Source organism: Streptomyces sp. NPDC036984, assembly GCF_055607665.1.
Genome location: NZ_JBVJRL010000005.1, coordinates 19,056 through 43,844, shown reverse-complemented (window position 1 = coordinate 43,844; position 24,789 = coordinate 19,056). Strand labels below are relative to the sequence as shown.

The window sequence follows — 24,789 nt, the reverse complement described above, 5'->3', positions numbered from 1 at the left end:
CATGACGTCTTCGACCCCCTCGAACCCCTCCGGCTCCGCGCGGCCCTCCAGGCGGGAGCGTGCCGAGGCGCTGCCCGAGGAGATGCGGGAGGCGCTGCGCCGGCGACTGGCCGGCCGGGCCGCCGGTGCCGTCCCGGCCGCCCGGCAGGGCATCCCGCGCGCCGGCCGGGACCGCCCGCTGCCGCTGTCCTTCGCACAGCAGCGCCTGTGGTTCCTGGACCGGCTCCGGCCCGGCGACCCCCGCTACAACAGCGCGGTCGCCGTCCGGCTCACCGGCACGCCGGACCACGAGGCGCTGCGCGCCGCGCTGGCCGCCGTCGTGGCCCGGCACGAGGCCCTGCGCACCACCTTCGAGGAGACCGACGGCCGGCCGGTGCAGCGCGTGCACCCGGCGGACCCGGTGCCGCTGCCGGTCCGGGACACCGGCGACCTGGACGCCGACCTGGCGGCGGAGTACGCCCGCCCCTTCGACCTGGAACACGGCCCCCTGCTGCGCGCCCTGCTGCTGCGCGAGTCCGTCACCTCGCACGTCCTGCTGCTGACGGCCCATCACATCGTCACGGACGGCTGGTCGATGGGCCTGGTCCTGGACGAGCTGTGCACCGCCTACGACGCCTTCACCCAGGGCAACCCACCGGGCCTGCCTCCGGTGGCCACGCAGTACCCGGACTTCGCGGTGTGGCAGCGCGACCAGCTCTCCGGGCCCCGCCTCGAACGCCAGCTCGCCCACTGGAAGGAGCGGTTGGCCGGCGCGGTCGCGCCCGGGCTGCCCCTGGACCGGCCGCGGCGCGGCGAGGAGGCGGGCGAAGGCGCCGTCCACACCTTCACCGTGCCCGCCCGCCTCGCCACACGGCTGCGCGACCTTGCGAGAGAACAGCACAGCACCCTCCACACGGCCCTGGTCGCCGCCGCCCAGGCCCTGCTGGCCCGCTGGTCCGGCCAGGACGACATCACCGTCGGCTCCCTGACCCCCGGCCGGTCCCGCACCGACCTCGAACGGACCGTCGGCTTCTTCGTGAACACCGTCGTGCTCCGCACCACGGTGGACGCCTCAGGATCCTTCCGCGACCTGCTGGCGAAGGCGGCCGATACGGTCAACGACGCCTTCGCGCACGGCGACACGCCGTTCGAGCGGATCGTGGAGGCGGTGGGTGCACCCCGCGAGCCGGGCCGCAACCCGCTGTTCGACGTGATGGTCCTGCTGCATCCCGACCCACCCGCGGCGACCGCCCCGCGCGGGCTCGCCACCACCCCGGTCACCGTGCCCCGGCAGGCGGCCACCTTCGACCTGAGCATCGAGTTCGTGCCGGACGGTGCCGGGCTGACCGGGCTGCTGGAGTACCGCACCGACCTGTTCGACGCGGCCACGGCCGAGCGGCTGGCCGGACAGCTGCTGCGGCTGCTGGCGGGCGCCGCCGACGCCCCGGACCGCCCGCTGGGCAGCCTGCCCCTGCTGTCCGAGGGGGAGGTACGGCGTGTCGTCCACGACTGGAACGCCACCGCGCACCGACCCGTGGACGACACCGTCCCGGACGTCTTCGAGCGCCGCGCGGCCCGCACCCCCGACGCCCTCGCTCTCGTCGCGGGCGGCGAACGGCTGGACTACGCGACGCTCAACGCCCGCGCCAACCGGCTCGCCCACCACCTCATCGCCCGCGGCGCCGGCCCCGAACAACTGGTCGCGCTGCGGCTGCCGCGCACCGCCGACATGATCGTCGGGATCCTCGCCGTCTGGAAGTCCGGCGCCGGCTATCTGCCGCTGGACCCGGCCCTGCCCGAGGAGCGGGTCCGCTTTCTGCTGGACGATGCCCGTCCGGCCCTGGTCCTGGACGAGGCCGCCCTGCGCGCCGTACCCGCGACAGCCCCGGACACCGACCCCAACGACGCCGACCGGCGCGCCCCGCTGCACCCGGAGCACACCGCGTACGTCATCCACACCTCCGGCTCCACCGGCCGCCCCAAGGGCGTCGCCGTGTCCCACCGCTCGGCGGCACACCTGCTGGCCGCCCACCGGGCCGGCTTCGTCGCCGAGGCGGGCGGCGGCCCGCTGCGGGTGGCGCTCACCGCGTCCTTCTCCTTCGACACCTCCCTCGAAGGCGTGCTGCTGATGGCCGACGGCCACCCGCTGCACCTGGTCGACGAGGTCACCCGGATGGACCCGGCCGCCCTGGTCGAGTACGTGGTCGAGCACCGCGTCGACTTCCTCGACGTCACCCCCTCCTATCTGCGGCAGCTGCTGCCCGCCGGACTGCTCACCGACCCCCGGCACCGCCCCCGGGTCCTCATGCTCGGCGGCGAGCCGGTCGGCTCCGCCCTGTGGCGGGAGCTGGCCGCCCACCCGGAGGTGACCGCGCACAACTTCTACGGCCCCACCGAGTGCACGGTCGACGCGCTGTCCTGCCGTATCGACGGCGGCGACCGCCCGCTGGTGGGCCGCCCCCTGCCCGGGGTACGGGCGTATGTGCTGGACGACCGGCTCCAGCCGGTGCCGCCCGGTGTCGGCGGCGAGCTGTACCTCGCGGGCGCCCAGCTGGCCCGCGGCTACACCGGCCGCCCCGGCCTGACCGCCGCCCGCTTCCTCGCCGACCCCTACGGGCCGCCCGGCACCCGCATGTACCGCACCGGCGACCTGGCCCGCTGGACCGCCGACGGCCGCGTCGACTACCTCGGCCGCGCCGACGACCAGGTCAAGGTGCGCGGACACCGCATCGAACCCGGCGAGATCGAGGCCGCCCTGCTCGCGCTGCCCGGCATCGCCGCCGCCGCGGTGGTCCCCGTGCCCGACCCGCACGGCCACACCCGTCTCGCCGGCTACGTCGTCCCGGCGCCCGGCGCGCCCCGGCCCGCCCCCGCCGACCTGCGGGCGGCCCTGCGCCGCGTCCTGCCCGACCCCCTGGTGCCCTCCTCCTTCACCCCGCTGGACGCGCTGCCGCTGACCACCAGCGGCAAGCTGGACCGCCGCGCCCTGCCCGCTCCCGAAATCACCGAGGAGCAAAGGGAGTTCGTGGCCCCGCGCACCTCCGACGAGGAGACCCTGGCCGGGATCTGGGCGGAGGTGCTCGGGGTGGCCCGGGTGGGCGTCACGGACAACTTCTTCGAGCTGGGCGGCGACTCGATCCTGAGCATCCAGGCCGTCTCCCGGGCCCGCGCCGCGGGCCTCCGGATCGGCTCCCAGGACGTCTTCCGGCACCAGACGGTAGCCGACCTGGCCGCCGCCGCGTCCCACCGCCCCGCCGCCGTGCCCGCGCCCCGGCGCCCGCACGAGGACGGGCCCGCCCCGCTCACCCCGGTCCAGGAGTGGTTCTTCGCCACCCACGGCCCGCTGCGGCACTTCAGCATGTCGATGCTGCTCGACCTGCCGTACGACCTCGACGAGCGGGCACTGGACCGGGCACTGGAGGCCGTGGCGGCCCGGCACCCGGCCCTGCGCACCCGCTTCACCCGCACCGGGGACACCTGGCAGCAGCACCCCGGCACCGGCCCGGCCACCGGCCTGCTGACCCGGTACGGCCCCGCGGCCTCGCCCGCCGAGGCCGCCGAGGCCGCCCGCGCGGCCCTGGACCCGGCCACCGGAGCCCTGCTGCGCGCGGCCCTGCTGACCGGCGGTGAGCGCCCCCGACTGTTCCTGACCGCCCACCACCTGGCGGTCGACAGCGTCTCCTGGCGGGTGCTGCTCGCCGGCCTGGAACGGGCCTACCGGCAGGCGGCGGCCGGCGAGGAACCCCGGCCGGAGCCCGAGCACACGGCGTTCGCCGACTGGGCACGCGACCTGGCCCGGCGGGTCCGGGCCGGAGACCTGGACGACGACCTGCCGTACTGGGCGGAGGAGGCCGCGCTGCCGCGCACCCCGCTGCCCGTCGACCTCCCCGGCACCCCGCTCGCGGGGTCCGTGCGCACCGTCCGCACCCGGGTGGACCGCACCACCACCGAGGCGCTGCTCCGGCGGGTCCCGGCGGTGTACCGCACCCAGGTCAACGACGTGCTGCTGAGCGCGCTGGGCCGGGTGCTGGCGGACTGGGCGGGCGAGGACCGGGTGACCGTCGCCCTGGAGGGCCACGGCCGGGAGGAGGACCTGGCCGAGGGCGCCGATCTGTCGCGCACGGTCGGCTGGTTCACCACCCAGTACCCGGTCACACTGACCCCGGCTAAGGACCCCGCCGACTGGGGGACCACCCTCAAGGCCGTCAAGGAACGGCTGCACGCCGTGCCCCGCCGCGGCCTGAGCTACCAGGCGCTGGGCCACCTCGGCGCGCACCGGCCCGCCGCGAGGGCCCTCGGTGAACTCCCGCTGCCCCAGGTGTGCTTCACCTACCACGGCCAGTGGGAGGCGCCCGGTGGAGGCGATTTCGCACCCGTCGCCGACGTGCCCGGCCGGGACATGGACCCCGCCGAGCCGCTGGACCACCTGCTGGACGTGTCCGCCGTGGTGTCCGACGGCGAGCTGGAGATCACCTGGCACTGGAGCGACCAGGTGCACCGGGCGGGCACGGTCCGGGAGCTGGCCGAGAACATGGTGCGGGCGCTCACCGCCATCGCCGAGCACTGTGCCCGCCCCGGCGCGGGCGGCCGTACCCCCTCCGACTTCCCGCTGGCCGGCCTGGACCAGGCCGGCGTGGACCACCTGGTGGGTGACGGCCGGGACGTGGAGGACCTGCTGCCCCTCACCCCGCTCCAGGAGGGGATGCTCTTCCACCGGCTGGTCGGCGGACCGGACGACGTGTACGTGGACCAGGCCGCCCTGCTCCTGGAGGGGGTGAACGACCCCGACGCCCTCGCCCTGGCCTGGCAGCGGGTGACCGACCGCACCCCCGCCCTGCGCACCTCGGTGGTCTGGGAGGGCGTGCCGTTGCCGCTCCAGGTCGTGCACCGCCACGTCACCGTGCCGGTGAGCCGGCTGGACTGGCGTGAGCTGGAGGCCGGCGAGCGGGCCGAGCGGCTGGCCCGGCTGCGCGCCGACGACCTCGCCCGCGGTCTGGAGCTCGGCACGGCGCCCCTGATGCGGCTCACCCTCGTCCGGCTGCCCGACGCCCGGCTGCACCTGCTGTGGACCTCCCACCATCTGATCCTGGACGGCTGGAGCCTGGCCCAGGTGCTCGGCGAGGTCTTCGAGGAGTACGCGGCGCTCACCACCGGCGCCGCGCCCCGGCCCCCGGCGCGCCGGCCGTTCGGCGACTACGTGCGCTGGCTGGCCGGCCAGGACGGCGAGGCGGCACGCGCGCACTGGCAGGCCGTCCTCGCCCACTTCGCCACCCCCACCCCGCTGCCCGTCGACCGCGCCCGGCGCCCGGGACACGAGACCCGCTCCGCGGGCGTCCACACGGCCGGGCTGTCCGACGAGGTCTCCGCGCGGCTGGCCCGCACCGCGCGGACCGCCGGGCTCACCCTCGGCACCGTGGTGCAGGGCGCCTGGGCACTGCTGCTGTCCCGGTACAGCGGCGAGCGGGACGTGCTGTTCGGCACCACCGTCTCCGGCCGCCCCGACGACCTGCCCGGGGTCGAGTCGATGGTGGGCATGTTCATCAACACCCTGCCCACCCGCGTCCACGTCGACGGCGCCGAGACCGCCGTCGCCTGGCTCGGACGGCTCCAGCAAGCGCAGGCCGAGGCACGGCGGTTCGCCGCGGTGTCCCTCGCCGAGCTGACCGCGCTGAGCGACGTGCCCTCCGGCAGCCCGCTGTTCGACAGCATGGTGGCCTTCGAGAACTACCCCTTCGACCAGGCACGTTCAGCCGCGACCGGGATACGCCTGGCCGACGTCTCCTCCCGGGACGCCACCAACTACCCCCTCGTCCTGCGGGCCTACCAGGGCGAGCGGTTCGGCTTCGACCTCGCCTACGACCCGGAGCTGTTCGACGCCACGACCGTACGGAGCCTCGCCGACCGGCTCTGTCTGCTCCTCACCGAGCTGGCCGACGACCCGGACCGGCCGGTGCGCGCCCTCGCCTCGACGACCGCCGAGGAACGGCGGCGGATGCTGACCGAGTGGAACGGCATCGCCGAGGGCCGGCCCGCCGACACCCTGGACGGCCTCTTCGCCGCCCAGGCCGCCCGCACCCCCGACGCCGAGGCCGTCGCTTGCGGCGACGACCGGCTCGACTACGCCACCCTGGACGCGCGGTCCGGGCAGCTCGCGCACCGGCTCGCCGAACTCGGCGCCGGACCCGAGACGTTCGTCGCCCTCGCCCTGCCCCGCTCCACCGACCTGGTCGTGGCCGTCCTCGCCGTCCTCAAGACCGGCGCCGCCTACCTGCCCATCGACCCCAGGCTGCCCGCGGAACGCCTCCGGCAACTGCTCGCCGACGCCCGGCCCGTGGCGCTGGTGACCACCCGGCGGACCACGGCCGAGGTCGCCGTACCCCGACTGCTGCTCGACGACCCGGACGTCCGCGCCGACCTGGCCCGGCGCCCGGCCGCCGGCCCGGCCCGCCGCGCGCTGCCCGAGAGTTCCGCCTACGCCATCTACACCTCCGGCTCCACCGGCCGGCCCAAGGGCGTCGTCGTCCCGCACGCGGCCGTGGTCCGGCTGTTCACCCGCACCCGGCAGTGGTTCGGCTTCGGCCCCGACGACGTGTGGACGCTGTTCCACTCCTACGCCTTCGACTTCTCGGTCTGGGAGCTGTGGGGCCCGCTGCTGCACGGCGGCCGCCTGGTGATCGTCCCCGAGGACACCGCCCGCTCCCCGGAGGACTTCCTGCGCCTGCTCGCCGACGAACGGGTCACCGTCCTCAACCAGACCCCCTCCGCGTTCTACCCGCTGATCCGCGCCGACGCCGAACTCGCCGAAGTGAGCGCCCGGTTGGCGCTGCGTACGGTGATCTTCGGCGGTGAGGCGCTCGACGTGACCCGGCTCGCCGACTGGTACGCCCGTCACCCGGACACCGCGCCCCGCCTGGTGAACATGTACGGCATCACCGAGACCACCGTGCACGTCACCTACGCTCCGCTGGACCGCCGGGCGGCCCGCCCCGGCACCGCGAGCCCCATCGGCACCGGCATCCCCGACCTGCGGCTCTACGTCCTCGACGGCACTCTCCAGCCGGTACCGCCCGGCGCCGTCGGTGAGCTGTTCGTCGCCGGCGAGGGCCTGGCACGCGGCTATCTGCGCCGGCCCGGGCTCACCGCGACCCGCTTCCTCGCCGACCCGTTCGGGCGGCCCGGCACCCGTATGTACCGCACCGGGGACCGGGCCCGCTGGCGGGCCGACGGCACCCTGGAGTACCTGGGCCGCGCCGACCAGCAGGTGAAGATCCGCGGCTACCGCATCGAGCCCGGCGAGATCGAGGCCGCCCTGCACGCCCACCCGGGCGTGGGCGCGGCCACCGTCGGCGTGTACGAGGACACCGCAGGAACGCGCCGGCTGGTCGCCCACGTCGTCGGCACCGGCACCGGCGACCGCGCCGCACCGCCCCCGCCCGCCGTCGAACTCCGCGCCCATCTGGAGAAGGTGCTGCCCGCGCACATGGTGCCGGCCGCCTATGTGCCGATGGCCGGGCTGCCGCTCACCGCCAACGGCAAGCTCGACCGGCGCGCCCTGCCCGCGCCCGGCCCCGACGGCTTCGCCGCCGACGGCACGCGGACCCCGCTGCGCACCCCCGCTCAGCGGCTGGTCGCCGCCGCGTGGACGGACGTCCTGGACACCGACGAGGTCGGCGCCGACGACGACTTCTTCGCCCTCGGCGGCGACTCCATCCTCGCCGTCCGTGTCACCTCCCGGCTGCGCGCCGCCTTCGGCACGGACGTCTCACCCCGGCTGCTGTTCACCCACTCCACGCTGTCCGACCTCGCGACCGCACTCGGCGAGCCCCGGGACGGCAGCGCCGCCGACGTCATCCCGGCCGCCGCTCCGGGCGCCCCGGCGCCCCTGTCGTACGCCCAGCAACGCCTGTGGTTCCTCGACCGGTTCGAGCCGGGCAGCACCGAGTACACGACCCTGTCCGTGCTGCGGCTGCGCGGACCGCTCGACACCGCCGCCCTGCGCACCGCCCTGGACGGCCTGGTCGCCCGGCACGAGGCGCTGCGCACCACGTTCGCCGAACACGACGGCCAGGCACGGCAGATCGTCCACCCGCCCCGCCCCGTGCCCCTCCCGCTGACCGACCTCCCCGACACCGCCGCCCTGGACGCGCTCCTGGACCGGGAGGCCGCCACCCCCTTCGACCTGACCGGCGGGCCCCTGTTGCGCGCCCGCCTGGCCCGGCTCGCCGCCGACGAACACGTCCTCGTGCTGGCCGTGCACCACATCGTCACCGACGGCTGGTCCATCGGCGTGCTCGCCCGGGACCTCGGCGAGCTGTACACGGCGGCCCTGGAGAACCGCCGCCCCGACCTGCCCGTCCTGCCCGTCCGCTACACCGACTACGCCGCCTGGCAGCGCACCCGCGCCGACCGCGCCGAGGCCGACCTGGCCTACTGGCGTGCGGCCCTGGACGGCGTGACCCCGCTCGAACTGCCCACCGACCGGCTGCGGCCCGCCGTACGCACCCGCGACGGCGCCCTGGTGACCTTCACCCTGCCCACCGCGCTGACCGAGCGGCTCCGCGAGCGCGGTCAGGAAGCCGACGCCACCCTGTACATGACCCTGGTGACGGCCTGCCAGATCCTGCTGGCCCGCTGGGCCGGCCAGGAGGACGTCACCGTCGGCACCGTCACCGCCGGCCGCGAACGGCCCGAACTGCACGACGTCGTCGGCATGTTCGTCAACACACTGGTGCTGCGCGCCCGGGTCCGCCCCGACCTGCCCTTCCGAGAGCTGCTGGCCGAGGTGCGCACCACGGTCCTGGAGGCGTTCGCCCACCAGGAAGTGCCCTTCGAGCGCGTGGTGGACGCCCTCCAGCCCGAGCGGGACACCAGCCGCACCCCGCTCTTCCAGGTCATGGTCGCCCTGCACAACCTCGGCGCCGAGCCGCCCCGGCTGCCCGGCCTGGCGGTGGAGCCGATGACCCCGCCGGTCCACAACGCCACCTTCGACCTCGCCTTCGACTTCGTGGCGGGCGACGACGGCCTCACCGGCTACCTGGAGTACAACACCGGGCTCTTCGACGCCGGCACCGCCGAACGCCTGGCGGCCCGGCTGCGGCTCCTCCTGGAGGCCGCCGCCGAGGATCCCGGGCAGGCCGTGGGGCGGCTGCCGCTGATGACCGACGGGGAACGGCGGCAGGTGCTCCGCCACGGGCAGGGCACCCGGCTGCCCGAACCGGACACCACCTTCCCCGCCCTGTTCCAGGCCCAGGCCGCCCGCACGCCGCACCACACCGCCCTGGTCGCCCGCGACACCACCCTGGGCTTCGCCGCGCTGAACGAACGGGCCAACCGGCTCGCCCACCACCTCATCGCCCTCGGCGCCGGCCCCGAACAGGTGGTCGCCGTACGGCTGCCGCGCACCTCCGACCTGGTGGTGGCGCTGCTCGCGGTCCTCAAGGCGGGTGCCACCCTGCTCTGCCTCGACCCCGAACTCCCCGTGGAGCGAGCGGACTTCCTTCTCGCCGACGCCCGGCCGCACACGTTCCTGACCGGCCTCGACGCGGTACCCTGGGACCGGCTGCCCGGCCACGACCCGACCGACGCCGACCGGAACGCGCCCCTGCTGCCGCGGCACACCGCCTACATCGTCTACACGTCCGGCTCCACCGGCCGCCCCAAGGGCGTCGCCGTCGAACACCGGCAGCTGGTCAACCTGTGCCACGACCACCGGGCGGGCCTGCTCGCCCCGCACACCACCGGCGGACGGCGGCTGCGGGCCGCACTCAGCGCCTCCTTCTCCTTCGACACCTCCTGGGAAGGACCGCTGCTCCTCGCCCTCGGCCACGAGGTCCACCTCGTCGACGAGGACGTACGCCTGGATCCGCAGGCGTTCTGCGCCCAGGTCTCCGAAGACCGCCTCGACCTGGTGAACGTCACCCCGTCCTTCCTGCGCGAACTGACCGCCGCCGGCCTGCTCGCCCCGGGCCGCCGTCACCCGCGCCTGCTGCTCGTCGGCGGTGAGGCCGTCAGCCCGGCCGGCTGGCGCGAACTCGTCAGCGCGGAGCGCGAGTTGGGTGTGGCGGTCTACAACATGTACGGGCCCACCGAGTGCACCGTCGACGCCGTCTACGGCCGCTGCGCCGACCGGCCCGACCGCCCGGTCATCGGCCGCCCCGGCGGCAACCTGAGCGCCTACGTGCTCGACGGCGCCCTGCGACCGGTGCCGCCCGGCGTGCCCGGCGAGCTGTACCTGGCCGGGGCGCAGGTCGCCCGCGGCTATCTCAACCGGCCCGGCCTCACCGCCGCCCGCTTCCTCGCCGACCCGTTCGGGGCACCGGGAGAGCGGATGTACCGCACCGGGGACCGGGCCCGCTGGGACCGGGACGGACTGCTGGAGTTCCTGGGCCGGGTGGACGAGCAGGTCAAGATCCGCGGGTTCCGCATCGAGCCCGGCGAGGTGGAGGCCGCGCTCCTGGACCACCCGGACGTCGCCGACGCCGCGGTGACCGCCCGCGAACACGCCGGCCGGGTCATGCTCGTCGGCTACGTGGTGCCGGCCGCCGGGCGCGCCCCGTCCGCCGACGAGCTGCGGCTCGCGCTGCGCCGCACCCTGCCCGACCACATGGTGCCCGCCGCGTTCGTCCCGCTGGCCCGCATCCCTCGCACCACCAGCGGCAAGACCGACCGGCGCGCCCTGCCCGCCCCGCCCGCACAGCCCGACAGCACCTCCCCCTACGTCGCCCCACGGCCCGGCACGGAAGAATGCCTGGCCGCGATCTGGGCCGAGGTGCTCGGCGTCGAACGCGTCGGCGCACGCGACAACTTCTTCGCGCTCGGCGGCGACTCGATCCTGAGCATCCAGATCGTCTCCCGCGCCCGCCAGACCGGACTCGCCCTCACCACCAAGGACGTCTTCCGCCACCAGACGGTCGCCGAACTCGCGCTGCGGGCGACGCAGTCGGCCCCGCGCCCGGTCACCGCCGAGGAGACGGGCGAGGCGCCGCTCACGCCGATCCAGCACTGGTACCTGGACGGCCGCGAGCCCGGGCAGACGCTCCGGTTCACCATGACGCAGCGCCTCGCACTCGCACCGGCCACGGACGAGCCGGCGCTCCGGAACGCCGTCGACGCCCTCGTACGCCACCACGCGGCCCTGCGCACCCGCTTCGGCCGCACCGCCGACGGCTGGCGCCAGGAGGTCCTGCCCGAGGCCCCGGACGGCGTCTTCACCCGCCACGACCTGGCCGGGCTGGACGACACGGCGCTGGAGGCCGAGGTCCAGCGGCTCACGGACGAGGCGCAGACCGCCCTCGACCCCACCACGGGCCGGGTGGTCCGCGTCCTGTTCGTCGACCGAGGCCCCCGGCAGCCGGGCCAACTCGTCGTCTCGGCACACCACTTGGTGATCGACGGCGTCTCCTGGCGCATCCTCCTGGCGGACCTGGAGACCGCTCACCGGGCGGCCGCGGCCGGCCGGCCCGTCGAACTGCCCGCCACGGGCACCTCCTACGCCGGGTGGGCCGCCCGGCTCGACCGGCACACCCGCTCCGGGGCCCTCGACGCCGACCTGCCGTACTGGACGCGCACCGGCGCGGCCCCGGCCGGGCTGCCCGCCGGACGGCCCGGCCCGAACACCCACGGCACCGCCGCCACCCTCACGGTCACCCTGGACCCGGAGACGACCGACGCCCTGCTGCGCAAGGTCCCCGAGATCTACCGCACCCAGGTCAACGACGTCCTGCTCAGCGCCCTCGGCCGCACCCTGGCCCGCTGGTGCGGGCGCGACACGGTACTGCTGGGCGTGGAGGGACACGGCCGGGAGGACCTCTTCGAGGACGTGGACCTGTCCCGGACCGTGGGCTGGTTCACCGCCGAGTACCCGCTCGCCCTGCGCACCGACCCCGACGCCGGCTGGCACGACACCCTCCGCTCGGTCAAGGAGCAGCTGCGCGCGATACCCCTGCACGGCCTGAGCCACGGCGCCCTGCGCCACCTCGTGCCCGGCAGCCCGCTCGCCGGCACCCCCGCTCCGCGGGTCGGCTTCAACTACCACGGCCAGTGGGACGCGGGCGGCACCGGCGCCGACGGTCTGCTCCGCGGCTCCCTGCCCCCGGCCGGCCGGGACACCGACCCGGACGAACCCCGCCCCTACCTCCTCGACATCACCGGAGTGGTCCAGCACGGCCGGCTCGAACTGGGCTGGACCTACCCGGCGGCGGTCTACGACGAGGCCACCGTCCGCCGGCTCGCCGAGGAGACGCTCGCGGCCCTGCGGGACATCGCGGCGCACTGTGCCCGCCCCGAAGCGGGCGGCCGCACCCCGTCCGACTTCCCCCTCGCCGGCCTCGGCCAGGAACAGCTGGACCGGCTCGTCGGCACCGGCCGGCACGTGGAGGACGTCCTGCCGCTCACCCCGCTCCAGTCCGGGATGCTCTTCCACGGCCTCGTGGACACCGAGCACGCCTACTTCGACCGCACGGCCGTACGGCTGTCCGGCGTCGCCGACCCGCGCGCCTTCGCCGCCGCGTGGCAGCAGGTCGCCGACCGCACCCCGGCCCTGCGCACCAGCGTCCACTGGCGCGGCCTGCCCCACCCGGTACAGGTCGTCCACCACCGCGCCGGACTGCCCGTCACCCACCTCGACTGGCGGACCCTGACACCCGAGCGGCGCGCGGAGGCCACCGAGCGGCTGCTCGCCGAGGACCGCGCGGCGGGCATGGACCTCACCACGGCACCGCTGACCCGCCTCACCCTGGCCGCCCTGCCCGGTGAAGAGGTGCTGCTGCTGTGGTCCACCCACCACATCGTCCTCGACGGCTGGAGCACCGGGCAGCTGCTCACCGAGGTGTGCGAGCGGTACGCCGCGCTCACCGGCGGCCCGGACCCGGCACCCCCGGTACGGCGGCCGTTCGCGGACTTCCTGCACTGGCTGCGCGCGCAGGACGAGACGGCGGCCGAACGGTACTGGACGGAGGCCCTGGCCGGGTTCACCGCCCGCACCCCGCTGCCGTACGACCGCACACCCGCCGAGGCCCATCGCGCCCGGTCCGCCGCCGCCGTCCACCACGAGCTGGACGCCGGGGTCTCGCGGCGGCTGCGGGGGAGCGCCGCCCGCGCGGGGCTCACCGTCAACACCGTGGTGGAGGGCGCCTGGGCGCTGCTGCTCGCCCGGTACAGCGGCCGGGACGACGTGGTGTTCGGCACCACCGTCTCCGGCCGCCCGGCCGAACTCCCCGGTGTCGAGGGCATGATCGGCATGTTCATCAACACCGTGCCGACCCGGGTCCGGGTGCCCGACGGGCCGGTCCTGCCGTGGCTGCGCGGGCTCCAGGACCGGCAGAGCGACGCCCGCCGCCACGACTTCCTCGCCCTGCCGCGCATCCAGGCCGTCAGTGACGTCCCGTCCGGGGAAGCACTGTTCGACAGCATGGTGGTGTTCGAGAACTACCCGGTGGACGAGTCGGCCACGGCCCGCACCGGCGTCCGGGTGGCGGAGGTGCGCGCCGACGACGCCACCACCTTCCCCTGGTGCCTGCGCGCCCACCTGACCGAACGGCTCGGCCTCGACCTGGCCTACGACCCCGCCCTGTTCGACCCCGCCACCGCCGAGCGCGCGGCGCAACGGCTGGCCGCCCTGCTCACCGCCCTCGCCGACGGGTTCGACATCGAGCTGGCCGACCTGGACCTGCTCACCCCGGCCGACCGGGACCTGCTGGCCGCCTGGCACACCACCGCCCGCCGGGCCACCCCGGCGAGCCCGGTGGACCTGTTCGCCGAACAGGCGCGGCGCACCCCGGACGCGTTCGCGGTCCGCGACGGCGACCGCGAACTGACGTACGGCCAACTCTCCGACTGGGCCGGCTCGCTGGCCGCCCACCTGGCGGCCGGCGGGCTGGCGGCCGAGGACCGGGTGGCGCTGCTGATGGACCGCTCCGCCGAACTCGTCGTCGCCCAGCTCGCGGTCCTCATGGCGGGCGGCGCCTACGTCCCCGTCGACACCCGGGCCCCCGAGGAACGCCGCCGCGCCCTGCTCGCCCAGGCGGGCGCGACCGTCCGGCTCACCGCCGCCGAGGTGACCGCCGCCCGCCCCGGCACCGGCTCCCGGACAGGGTGGACACCGGCCGCCGACCCCGACCGGCTCGCCTATGTGATGTTCACCTCCGGTTCCACCGGCCTGCCCAAGGCGGTGGCGGTACGGCACCGGGACGTGGCGGCCCTGGCCACCGACAGCCGGTTCGCCGACGGGGTGTGCGCCCGGGTGCTGCTGCACTCGCCGGTGGCCTTCGACGCCGCCACCTTCGAGGTGTGGGCGCCGCTCCTCACCGGCGGCTGCGTGGTCGTGGCACCCGGCGACAGCGTGGACGCGGCGCTGGTGCGCCGGCTGGCCGCCGACGGCGGGCTGACGGCACTGTGGCTGACCGCCGGTCTGTTCCGGCTGCTCGCACAGGACGCGCCCGACTGCTTCCGGGGCCTTCGGCAGGTCTGGACCGGCGGTGACGTCGTCCCCGCCCAGGCCGTGCGCCGGGTGCTGGCCGCCTGCCCCGGCCTCACCGTCGTGGACGGCTACGGGCCCACCGAGACCACGACCTTCGCGACCTCCTGCGCCCTCACCGACCCGGCGGCCGTGCCCGGCACCGTCCCCATCGGCCGTCCGCTGGACGACATGCGCGCGCACGTCCTCGACGCCCGGCTGCGGCCCGTACCGCCGGGCTGCGCGGGCGAGTTGTACCTGGCCGGCGAGGGCGTCGCCCGCGGCTACCTGGGCCGCCCGGGGGACACCGCGGCCCGCTTCCTCGCCGACCCCTCCGGCCCGCCCGGCGCCCGGATGTACCGCACCGGGGACTTGGCCCGGCGGCGGCCGGACGGCACCGTCGAGTTCCTCGGCCGCGCCGACGACCAGGTGAAGATCCGCGGCTTCCGGGTGGAACCCGGCGAGGTCGAGGCCGTGCTCGCCACCCACCCGGACATCGCGGACGTGGCCGTACTGGCCCGCGAGGACCGGCCGGGAGCCAAGCGGCTCGTGGCCTACGTCGTCGGACCGGCCGCGGCGGACGAGGCGGAGCTGCGGGCCTTCGCCGCCCGCACCCTGCCCGACTACCTCGTCCCCACCGCCTTCGTCCCGCTCGCCGCGCTCCCGCTCAGCCGCAACGGCAAGGTCGACCGGGCGGCCCTGCCCGCACCCAAGGCTCCTGACCGGCGCCCGCGGGTCGAGCCCCGCACCGAGGCCGAACGCCGCACGACAGCCGTCTTCGGCGAGGTGCTGGGCAGCGAACCGCCCGGTGTGGAGGACGACTTCTTCCAGCTCGGCGGCGACTCGATCCTCAGTATCCGGCTCGCCTCCCGACTCGCCGAGACCTTCGACGCCGACCTCACGCCGCGTGCGGTGTTCACGCACCCCACGCCCGCCGCGCTGGCCCGCCTGCTCGGCGACCGGCAGGGCACCGGCCGGGCGGCGATCGTCCCGGCCGACCGCGGCGAGACCGCGCCGATGTCCCACGCCCAGCAACGCCTATGGTTCCTCCACGAGTTCGAACCCGGCGGCGCCGAGTACGTCACCGCTCTCGCCCTCCGGCTGCGCGGCCCCCTGGACACCGGCGCGCTCCGTGCGGCCCTCGCCGCCGTGGTGGCCCGCCACGAGTCGCTGCGCACCACCTTCGACAGCGTGGACGGGCACGGCGTCCAGCTCGTCCACCCGCCGCGGGACGTGCCGCTGCCCGTGCGCGACCTGTCCTCACGCGCGCAGGCCGAGCGCGAGCCGGCGCTGCGCCGCCTGCTCGCCGAGGAGCGTGCCCGCCCCTTCGACCTGCGGACGGGCCCGCTGCTGCGCACCGGACTGGTCCGGCTCGCCGAGCACGACCACGTCCTCACCCTCGCCCTGCACCACATCGTCACCGACGGCTGGTCCACCTCGGTCCTGCTCGGCGACCTCGCCCACTTCTACCGCGCCGGACTCGGCGCCGCGAACGATGCGTTGCCACCGCTTCCGGTGCAGTACGCCGACTACGCGCACTGGCAGCGCACCGCCGGCGACACCACCACCGACGAGCACCTGGCCTACTGGAAGGAGCAACTGGCCGACACCGCACCGCTGGAGCTGCCCACCGACCGGCCCCGGCCGCCGGTGCGCACCAGCGCCGGCGCGACCGCCCGGCTGGTGGTGCCCGCCCGGACCGTCCGGCGGCTGAACCGGCTCGCCCGGGACCACGGGACCACCCTGTTCACCACGCTCGTCGCCGCCGCCCAGACCTACCTCGCCCGGCTCTCCGGCGCCGAGGACATCGCCGTCGGCACCGTCACCTCCGGCCGCGACCGGCCCGAGATCCAGTCCCTCGTCGGGTTCTTCGTGAACACCCTGGTGCTGCGCTCCCGGGCCGAGGCCGACCAGCCGTTCACCGGGTTCCTCACCGCCGTACGGCAGACGGTCCTCGACGCGTTCGCCCACCAGGACGTGCCGTTCGAGCGGGTCGTGGACGAGGTGCAGCCCGTCCGCGACACCAGCCGCAGCCCGCTCTTCCAGGTCATGGTCGTCCTCCAGAACACCCCGGCCGCCGGTCTCGACCTGCCCGGCCTGGACGTCACCGACGTCGAACCGGAGTCGGAACAGGCCGCGTTCGACCTCACCCTGGAGTTCGCCGAGAGCGGCTCCGGGGAGCTGCACGGGCTGCTCACCTACAACACCGATCTCTTCGACCCGGCGACGGCCGCCCGGATGGCCGGCCAGCTCGGCGTCCTGCTGCACGCCGTTGCCGAGGACCCGGACCGCCCGCTCGGCGCCCTGCCGCTGACCTCCGACGACGAGCTGAAGACCCTGCTGGACCAGGGCCGCGGCACCTTCCGCCCGGTGCCCGAGGCCACTCTGCCCGCCCTGTTCGAACGGCAGGCGGCCCGGACCCCGGACGCGCCGGCACTGCTGGACGGCGACCGGGAGCTGACCTACGCGGAGGTGGACCGGGCCGCCAACCGGCTGGCCCACCGGCTCCTCCGGGACGGCGTCGGACCGGAGCGCGTGGTGGCCCTGGCGCTGCCCCGCTCGGCGGCGACCGTGGTGGCCCAGCTCGCCGTCGCCAAGGCGGGCGGCGCCTTCCTGCCCGTCGACCCCGACTACCCGCCGCAGCGACGGGAGTTCATGATCCGGGACGCCGGCGCCCACCTGGTCCTCGCCGACCCGTCCCAGGTGTGGGCCGCCGACGGGCCGGAGACGGCACCGACGGACGCCGACCGCACCGCGCCGCTCACCCCCGCCCACCCCGCCTACGTCATCTACACCTCCGGCTCCACCGGCACCCCCAAGGGCGTGGTGGTCACCCACCGGGGCCTCGCCTCCTTCGCCGCGGCCGCCGCCGCCCAGTACGCGGCGGGCCCCGGCGACCGGGTGCTCCAGTTCGCCTCGCCCAGCTTCGACGCCTCCGTACTGGAGCTGTGCGTCTCCCTGCTCAGCGGGGCCGCGCTGGTCACCGGCGAGGAGGGCCCGCTGGTCGGGGAGCGGCTGGCGGAGGCGCTCGCCGAGCGCCGGATCAGCCACACCCTGATCCCCCCGGCGGCGCTGGCCACCGTGCCGCCCGGCACGGCCGCCGCCCTGCCCCACCTGCGCACGCTCATCGTGGGCGCCGAGGCCTGCCCCGCCGACCTGGTGGACGCCTGGGCCCCCGGCCGCCGGATGATCAACTCCTACGGGCCCACCGAGGCCACCGTCGTCGCCACCTGGACCGGCCCGCTGACCCCCGGCACCGGCGCCCCCTCCATCGGCCGCCCCTCCGGCAGCACCCGCGTCCACGTGCTCGACGCCGCCCTGCGGCCGGTACCGCCCGGCGTGACCGGGGAGCTGTACCTCGCCGGGCCCGGCCTCGCCCGCGGCTACCTGGGCCGGCCCGGACTGACCGCCCAGCGGTTCGTGCCCGACCCGTTCGGCGCGCCGGGGGAGCGGATGTACCGCACCGGGGACCTGGTCCGCCGGACCGCCGACGGCCGGCTCCGGTTCGCCGGACGCGCCGACGACCAGGTCAAGCTGCGCGGCTTCCGCATCGAGCCCGGCGAGATCGAGAGCGCGCTGCGCCGCAGCCCCCTGGTACGGGACGCGGTCGTGGCCGTCCGCGCGGAGGACACGCCCGGCGCGCCGGCCCGGCTCGTCGCCTACGTCGTCCCGACGGAACCGGCGCAGGCCGGGCTGCCCGTCGGTGAGCTGCGGCTGCACCTGGCCGGGTTGCTGCCCCCGCACATGGTGCCCTCGGTCTTCGTACCGCTCGACCGGCTGCCGCTCACCCCGAGCGGCAAGACCGACCGTCGGGCCCTGCCCGCACCCGGGCCCGCGCAGGCCGCCGACGGCCCGCGGACCGCGCCGCGCACCGGCACCGAACGCCGGATCGCCCGCATCTGGGCCGATGTGCTCGGCATCGAGGAAGTCGGCGCCGACGACAACTTCTTCGCCCTCGGCGGCGACTCCATCCTGAGCATGCAGGTCGTCTCCCGACTGCGCCGCGACGGCCTGCACGTCGCCACCCGGGACCTGTTCACGCACCAGACCGTCGCCGAACTCGCCACCGTGGTCCGCGCCGCGCCCCGGCGGTCCGGGGACGGCCCGGTCACCGGCGAGGTGCCGCTCACCCCGATCCAGGAGTGGTTCCTGACCGGCCCCCGCGCCGCCCACCACCACTTCAACCAGTCGGCGCTGCTGGAACTCGACGGCACCCCCGACCCGCGGGCGCTGCGCACCGCCCTCGACGCGCTGCTGGAGCACCACGACGCGCTGCGCATGCGCTTCACCCACGACGCCGACGGCTGGCGGCAGTTCAACCCGCCGCCCGCCGCCGGCCACGATCTCCTCGTCCGGCACGACCTGACCGGGCTGTCCGCCGAGGACGCCGACGCGGCCATGGCCAAGGCCGCCGACGAGCTGCACGCCGGCTTCGACCTGGCCCACGGCCCCCAGCTGCGGGCGGCCCTGTTCACCGGGGGCCCGGACCGGCCCGTGTTCCTGCTCCTCGTCGCCCATCACCTGGTGGTGGACGCCGTCTCCTGGCGCATCCTCCGCGACGACCTGGAGACCGCCTACCGGCAGGTCCTTCAGGGTGAGACGGTCAGCCTGGGGGAGCGCGGCACCAGCTTCCGGGACTGGGCCCGCGGACTCGCCGGGTACGTCGCCGAAGGCGGCCTCGACCACGAACTGCCCCACTGGGAACAGGCGGTGCGCACCGACCCCGCGCCCGCCCCGGCACCCGAACCGGGGCCGGCCGCCACCGTGAGCGTCGAACTCGGGGAGGAGGACACCACGGCCCTGCTGCGCTCGGCGCCCACCGCCTACCGCACCCGGGTCAACGACGTGCTGCTCGCCGCCCTCGCCCTGGCGCTGGCCCGCTGGACCGGACACGACCGGGTACGCCTGGACCTGGAGGGCCACGGCCGCGAGGACCTGCTCGACGGTGTCGACCTCTCCCGTACCGTCGGCTGGTTCACCACCGTCTACCCGGTCGCCCTCCAGGTGCCCGAGCCCGGCGACCTCGGCCCGGACCGCGACTGGCGGTCCCTGGTGAAATCGGTCCGCCGTCAGCTGCGCGCCGTACCCGGCAACGGCATCGGCTTCGGCGCGCTGCGCACCTTCGGCCCACCCGAGGTCCGCGAGCGCCTCGGCGGCAGCGCGCACAGCCAGGTGGTGTTCAACTACCTCGGCCAGTGGGACGCCCGCCCGGAGACCGCGGACGGCGGTCTGGTCCGCGCCGAACACGGTTCGTTCGGGCAGGACCACGACCCCCGGGACCCCGGCTCGCACCCGGTCGAGGTGGTGGGCGCGGTGCAGCACGGCCGGCTCGCCTTCACCTGGCACCACCGGCCCGGCGTCCACGACACGGCGACCGTGCGCCGCGTCGCCGAGGAGTTCGCCGAGGCCCTGCGCCACCTCGCCCGGCACGCCAGGGGAGGCCGGTGACGAGACTCCGGCCCCGCGAGGCGCCGCCCCGGCGGACCGCACGGCACGGCCCTCGCGCACCCCGCGCCCCGACCCGCCGACCGCTTCCACTCAAGCCCTGCCCGACCGACGACAAAGGAACCCGACATGGACGAGAACACCCGCTACCAGGTGCTGCGCAACGACGAGGAGCAGTACTCCCTCTGGCCCGTCGACATCGAGGTGCCCGCCGGCTGGCAGCCCGTCGGCAAGGAGGGCACCGAGGCCGAGTGCTCCGCCTACGTCGACGAGGTCTGGACCGACATGCGCCCGAAGAGCCTGCGCGAGCGCATGGAGAACGCCGGCGCCTGACCGGCCGCGCCGCCACCGACACGCCGGGCCGGGCCGCACCCGCGCCGGCCCGGCCCCTCCCCCCGCTCGCCGTCCCGGCGCCCCACCGCCCTCGGCCCTGCCGTACCGCATCACTCCCGAGGAGCCCGCCATGACCCCCGAACTGCGCACCGAACGCCTGGAGTTCCTCCCCTACCGGCCCGAGCACGAGGACGCCTTCGTCACCCTGCTGCGCGACGAGGAGGTGTGCCGCTGGATGGGCCAGGAACTGGTGCCCGAACCGCAGATCCGCGAGCTGTTCGGCGCCATCCTCACCGACGTCTACCCCCAGCACCGCTTCGACGTGTGGGGCCTGTGGCTGGCGGGCACCTACGTCGGCCACGCCGAGGTGAAACCGACCGGCAACGTCGACGGCCACGAACTCGTCACCGCGCTCGCCCCCGGCTACTGGGGACGCGGCCTGGGCGGCGAGGCGGTACGCGGCCTGCTCCGGCACGCCGCCGACAACCTCGGACTCACCGAGGTTTACGGCATGGTGGGCGCCGAGAACACCGCCAGCCTGGCCATGTGCCACCGCCTGGGCTTCCGCCTCGTCCGGGACGTCGTGGCCGACGACGGCTCGGTCACCAAGCTGCTGGTCATCTCCACCACGGAGGCGGCCGGCGCAGATCCGGCCGGGGCCGCCGCCGGCGTCGAGGGCCCGGTATGAACCGGCCACCGCTCACCGAGGGAGCCGCCGGCACGGCGGACACCGGCCCGTCGTCAAGTCTGTGGCGCAACCGCGACTTCACTCTGCTGTGGACCGGCCAGTGCCTGTCCGACCTGGGCGGTGCCATGGTGGACCTGGCGCTGCCGCTGCTGGTTCTCCAGCAGACCGGGTCCCCGGCGCGGGCCGGGCTCGTCGGTACCGCCGGGCTCGTCACCACCCTGGTGTGCCGGCTGCCGGCCGGTGTCCTCGCCGACCGCTTCGACCGGCGCCGGCTGATGCTCGCCTGCGATGCCCTGCGGATCGCCGTGTACGCCCTCCTCGGCACCGCCGTCGTGACGGGCACGGCCGGCCTGCCGGTGATCCTCCCGGTGGTCGTCGCGGGCGCCGCCGCCACCGCCGTCTTCAGCACCGCCGAGCACGCCTCCGTGCGCAGCCTGGTCGGCCTCGACCAGCTCACCTCCGCCGTCGCCCGCAACGAGGCGCGGACCTACGGCGTCTCGCTGGCCGGTCCGCCGCTGGGCGGTCTGCTGTTCGGCCTCGGCCGGTCCCTGCCCTTCCTCGGCAACGCGCTGAGCTTCCTGCTGTCCCTCGTGGCCGTCCTCCGGATCCGGCGACCGCTCCAGGAGCCACGCCGGGAGGCGGCGGTCCCGGCCGGCGCCTCGGCCGCACAGGGCCTGCGCTTCCTGCTGGGGCATCCGTTCCTGCGGGCCCTGCTGGTGATCGCCGCTCCCCTGAACATGGCCTTCACCGGCATGATCTTCGCGATGACCCTGGCGCTGCGCCGCGCCGGCGTCTCCCCGTTCCTGGTCGGCGTCGCCGGCACGATCTTCGCGCTGGGCGGCCTCCTCGGCGCCTTCGCCGCCCCGGCGCTCCAGCGGCGGCTGCGGCTGCCCGTCCTGCTCACGCTGCTGTGCTGGGTGACCGCCGCGCTGATGACCGTCAGCACCCTGCTGTCCAGCACGGTGCTGGCCGCCGTCCCGCTGGCCGCCGCGGTCTTCCTCGGGCCCACGGCGAACGCCGCCCTCTTCGGTCACCAGGCCGCCGTCACACCCGACCATCTCCAGGGACGCGTGGTCAGCGGCGTACTGTTCGCCGCCGGCTCGGCCGCCGCGCTCGCCCCCGCCCTGGCCGGAGCGCTGCTGGCCCGCTGGAGCCCGGGACCGGCCATGCTGGTCTTCCCGGCGCTGGTCGTCGTGGCCGCGGTGACGGCGACCCTCAGCAAGGGCATCCGGACGGTGTCCGCCTAGCCGCCGTGCACAGGGGCTGCGCGGGCGGCTCACACGCGCTGTAATGGCGACGTGGTGTATGAGGGCGCTGCGATCAGCAGAACGAGGGCGGAGCGTGCCGAAGTCGCCCTCGCATCGCTCATGGCGACCCCGGCCGCCGCCGACCGGCTCCGCCGGGTCCTCGAACAGGCACTCGTGTTCGCCGGGGCGTCGTTCGCCGGCGTGTACACGCCCGGTGACGATCCCGCGCTGCTCCGCCTCGCCGAGTCCGCGGGCCTGCCGCGCACCCTGTACGGGCTGCGGGACGGCTACCCGGCCACCGGCACCTCCCCGGTCGCCGAGGCCCACCGCACCGGCCGGCCGCGCTGGCTCGGCCCCGACGAGCTCGCCGGCGGCCCGGACGCGCGCCGCACCCCGTCCCCGGACTTCTCCGTGGCCGCCCTGCCGCTCGGCCCCGGCGGCGGCTGCCTGCTGGCCGTCTGCGAACACCCCGGCGGCTTCGGCACCGACGACCGGGCCTGTCTGGAGCTGATCGCCCACGCGGTCGCCGTACCCGCCCCGGCCGCCGCCGGTGACACCGGCGAGCTGCCCGAGGACGCCTTCAGCCTGGCCATGGACACCGGCCGGGTCGAGGTCGGCGACGCGATCCTGCGTCTGTTCGGGATCCCCCGGGACGACTTCGACGGCCGGGTGGAGACCCTGCTCGGCCACGCGGTGCCCGAGGATCTGCCCGCGCTGATGTCCGTGGTCGAGGCCGACCACATGTCCATCGGCGACCGCGAGCTGGAGTTCCGCATCCTCCAGCCCGCCGGCGCACCCAAGTGGCTGCGGCTGCGCGGCCGGCTGGTGCCCGGCGGCGAGGGGCGCCCCGCCCGGCTCGTCGGCACCGTGGCCGACGCCTCCACCCTGCGCTCCGACGTCACGGACGTCGCCCGGGTGCAGCGGCTGGCCGCCGCCCTCGCCACCGCCGGCACCGTCAAGGACGTCGGCAAGGCCGTCGTGGCCGCCCTGCGGGGCCCGCTCCAGGCCGACCGGATCGCGCTGGCCGAACTGGAGAACGACCGGCTGGTCGTCACCGTCCTCGACCCGCCCGAACCCGAGTCCTGGCCCGACGTGTGGCGCACCGAATGGCGCACCGAGTGGCCCGACGCGCCGGTGCGTGCCATGCCCACCCTGTCCGCCGCGCTGCGCGAGGGCCGTGCCCGGATCTGGCCCGCGGGCAGCCCGCTGGAGCCCGCCCTCGCCGAGGTCGGCCCGGGCGGCCTCGCCGTGCTGCCGCTGCCCGCCGGCGGCCGCATGGCCGGCGCCTGCCTGATCGGCTGGGACCGCCCCCGCGACTTCGGCCCCGACGAACGCGCCCTGCTCACCGCCTGCGCCGGCCTCACCGGCCAGGCCCTGCTGCGCGCGCACGCCTTCGACGCCGAGCACGAGCTCGTCGGCATGCTCCAGCGCACCCTGCTGCCCCGCCGCCTGCCCCGGCTGCCCGGCGCGGTCGCCGTCGCCCGCTACCTGCCCACCACGGCCGGCCTGGAGGTCGGCGGCGACTGGTACGACGTGATCCCGCTCGCCGACAACCACGTCGCCCTCGTCATCGGTGACGTTCAGGGCCACAACGCGGGCGCCGCCACGCTGATGGGCCAGATGCGCACCGCGCTGCGCGCCTACGCCACCGAGGGCCACTCCCCGGACGTGGTCGTCGCCCACGCCAACCGGCTGCTGCTGGAGATGGAGACCGACCTCTTCGCCACCTGCGCCTACGTCGACGTCGACATGGAGCAGGGCACCGCCTGGTGCGTGCGGGCCGGGCATCTCCAGCCGGTGCTGCGGCACCCGGACGGCACCACCGAGATCGTTCAGGCGGAGGGCGGCCCGCCGCTCGGCGTGCTCGTGCAGGCGGAGTTCCCGATGACACCGCTCCGGCTCCAGCCCGGCACGGTGATCGCGCTGACCACCGACGGCCTGGTGGAGTCCGCCGACGCCGATCTCGACACCGGCATGGAGCGGCTGGCCCGCGGCCTGGCCGCCGCCGACCCCGCCCACCTCGGCCTGGTCGCCGACGCCCTGCTCAGCGGAGCCCACCGCGGCGACGACGTGGCCCTGCTGCTGGTGCGCTACGACGGCATGGCGGTACGGCCGCTGCGGGAGACCTGGACGGTGTGGCGGGTGCCGGAGGCGGTCCGGCACGCCCGCCGCTTCACCCGGCGCACGCTGCGCGTCTGGGGGGTCTCCCAGGACACCCTCGACACGGCCCTCCTCGTCGTCTCCGAGCTGGTCACCAACGCCCTGGTGCACACCGGCGGACCGGTCCGCCTCGACCTCAGCCTGATCAACCACCGGCTGCGGCTCGCCGTCGCCGACACCTCCCCGCGCAGCCCCGTGAAACCCACCAGCATCGGCTGGGAGGCCACCGGCGGCCGCGGCATCCTCCTGGTGGAGGCCGTCTCGGCGGCCTGGGGAACGGTACCGGTCAGCGGCGGCAAACAGGTCTGGGCCGACCTCGTCCCCACCGGCTGACCGGCAGGTCGTACCTCGTACCCACCGGCTGGCTGGCGCCCCTCGGCCGCGGCTTCGCCCCCCGGCACCGGCCCCTCGCCGGTACCCGCCGGCCCTGGCCCGCGGCTTCGCCCACCTGGCCTGCGGCTTCGCCCCCCCTGGCCCGCGGCTTC

General features: G+C 75.9%; 5 protein-coding genes. All 5 read left to right on the top strand.

Going from position 1 to position 24,789, the window contains the following annotated elements:
* Nucleotide 1 precedes the first annotated feature (1 nt).
* The 5 genes from ACZ7DL_RS12050 (at nt 2) to ACZ7DL_RS12030 (ending at nt 24,637) form a co-directional block, all read left to right on the top strand.
* Nucleotides 2-19,879, top strand: a complete 19,878-nt coding sequence (locus ACZ7DL_RS12050) for a non-ribosomal peptide synthase/polyketide synthase (RefSeq protein WP_470773634.1) — start codon at nt 2-4, stop codon at nt 19,877-19,879.
* A gap of 126 nt (nt 19,880-20,005) precedes the next feature.
* Complete coding sequence (locus ACZ7DL_RS12045; RefSeq protein ID WP_014676677.1) at nt 20,006-20,209, top strand: MbtH family protein; 204 nt, start codon at nt 20,006-20,008, stop codon at nt 20,207-20,209.
* A 130-nt stretch (nt 20,210-20,339) separates the two neighbouring features.
* Nucleotides 20,340-20,897, top strand: coding sequence for a GNAT family N-acetyltransferase (locus ACZ7DL_RS12040; RefSeq protein WP_470773632.1), 558 nt, complete (start codon nt 20,340-20,342; stop codon nt 20,895-20,897).
* Nucleotides 20,894-22,144, top strand: a complete 1,251-nt coding sequence (locus ACZ7DL_RS12035; protein ID WP_470773631.1) for an MFS transporter — start codon at nt 20,894-20,896, stop codon at nt 22,142-22,144. The genes ACZ7DL_RS12040 and ACZ7DL_RS12035 overlap by 4 nt, the downstream gene beginning before the upstream one ends.
* 120 nt (nt 22,145-22,264) lie before the next feature.
* Entirely contained in the window at nt 22,265-24,637 is a 2,373-nt protein-coding gene (locus ACZ7DL_RS12030) for a SpoIIE family protein phosphatase (RefSeq protein ID WP_470773629.1), read from the top strand.
* Nucleotides 24,638-24,789 lie beyond the last annotated feature (152 nt).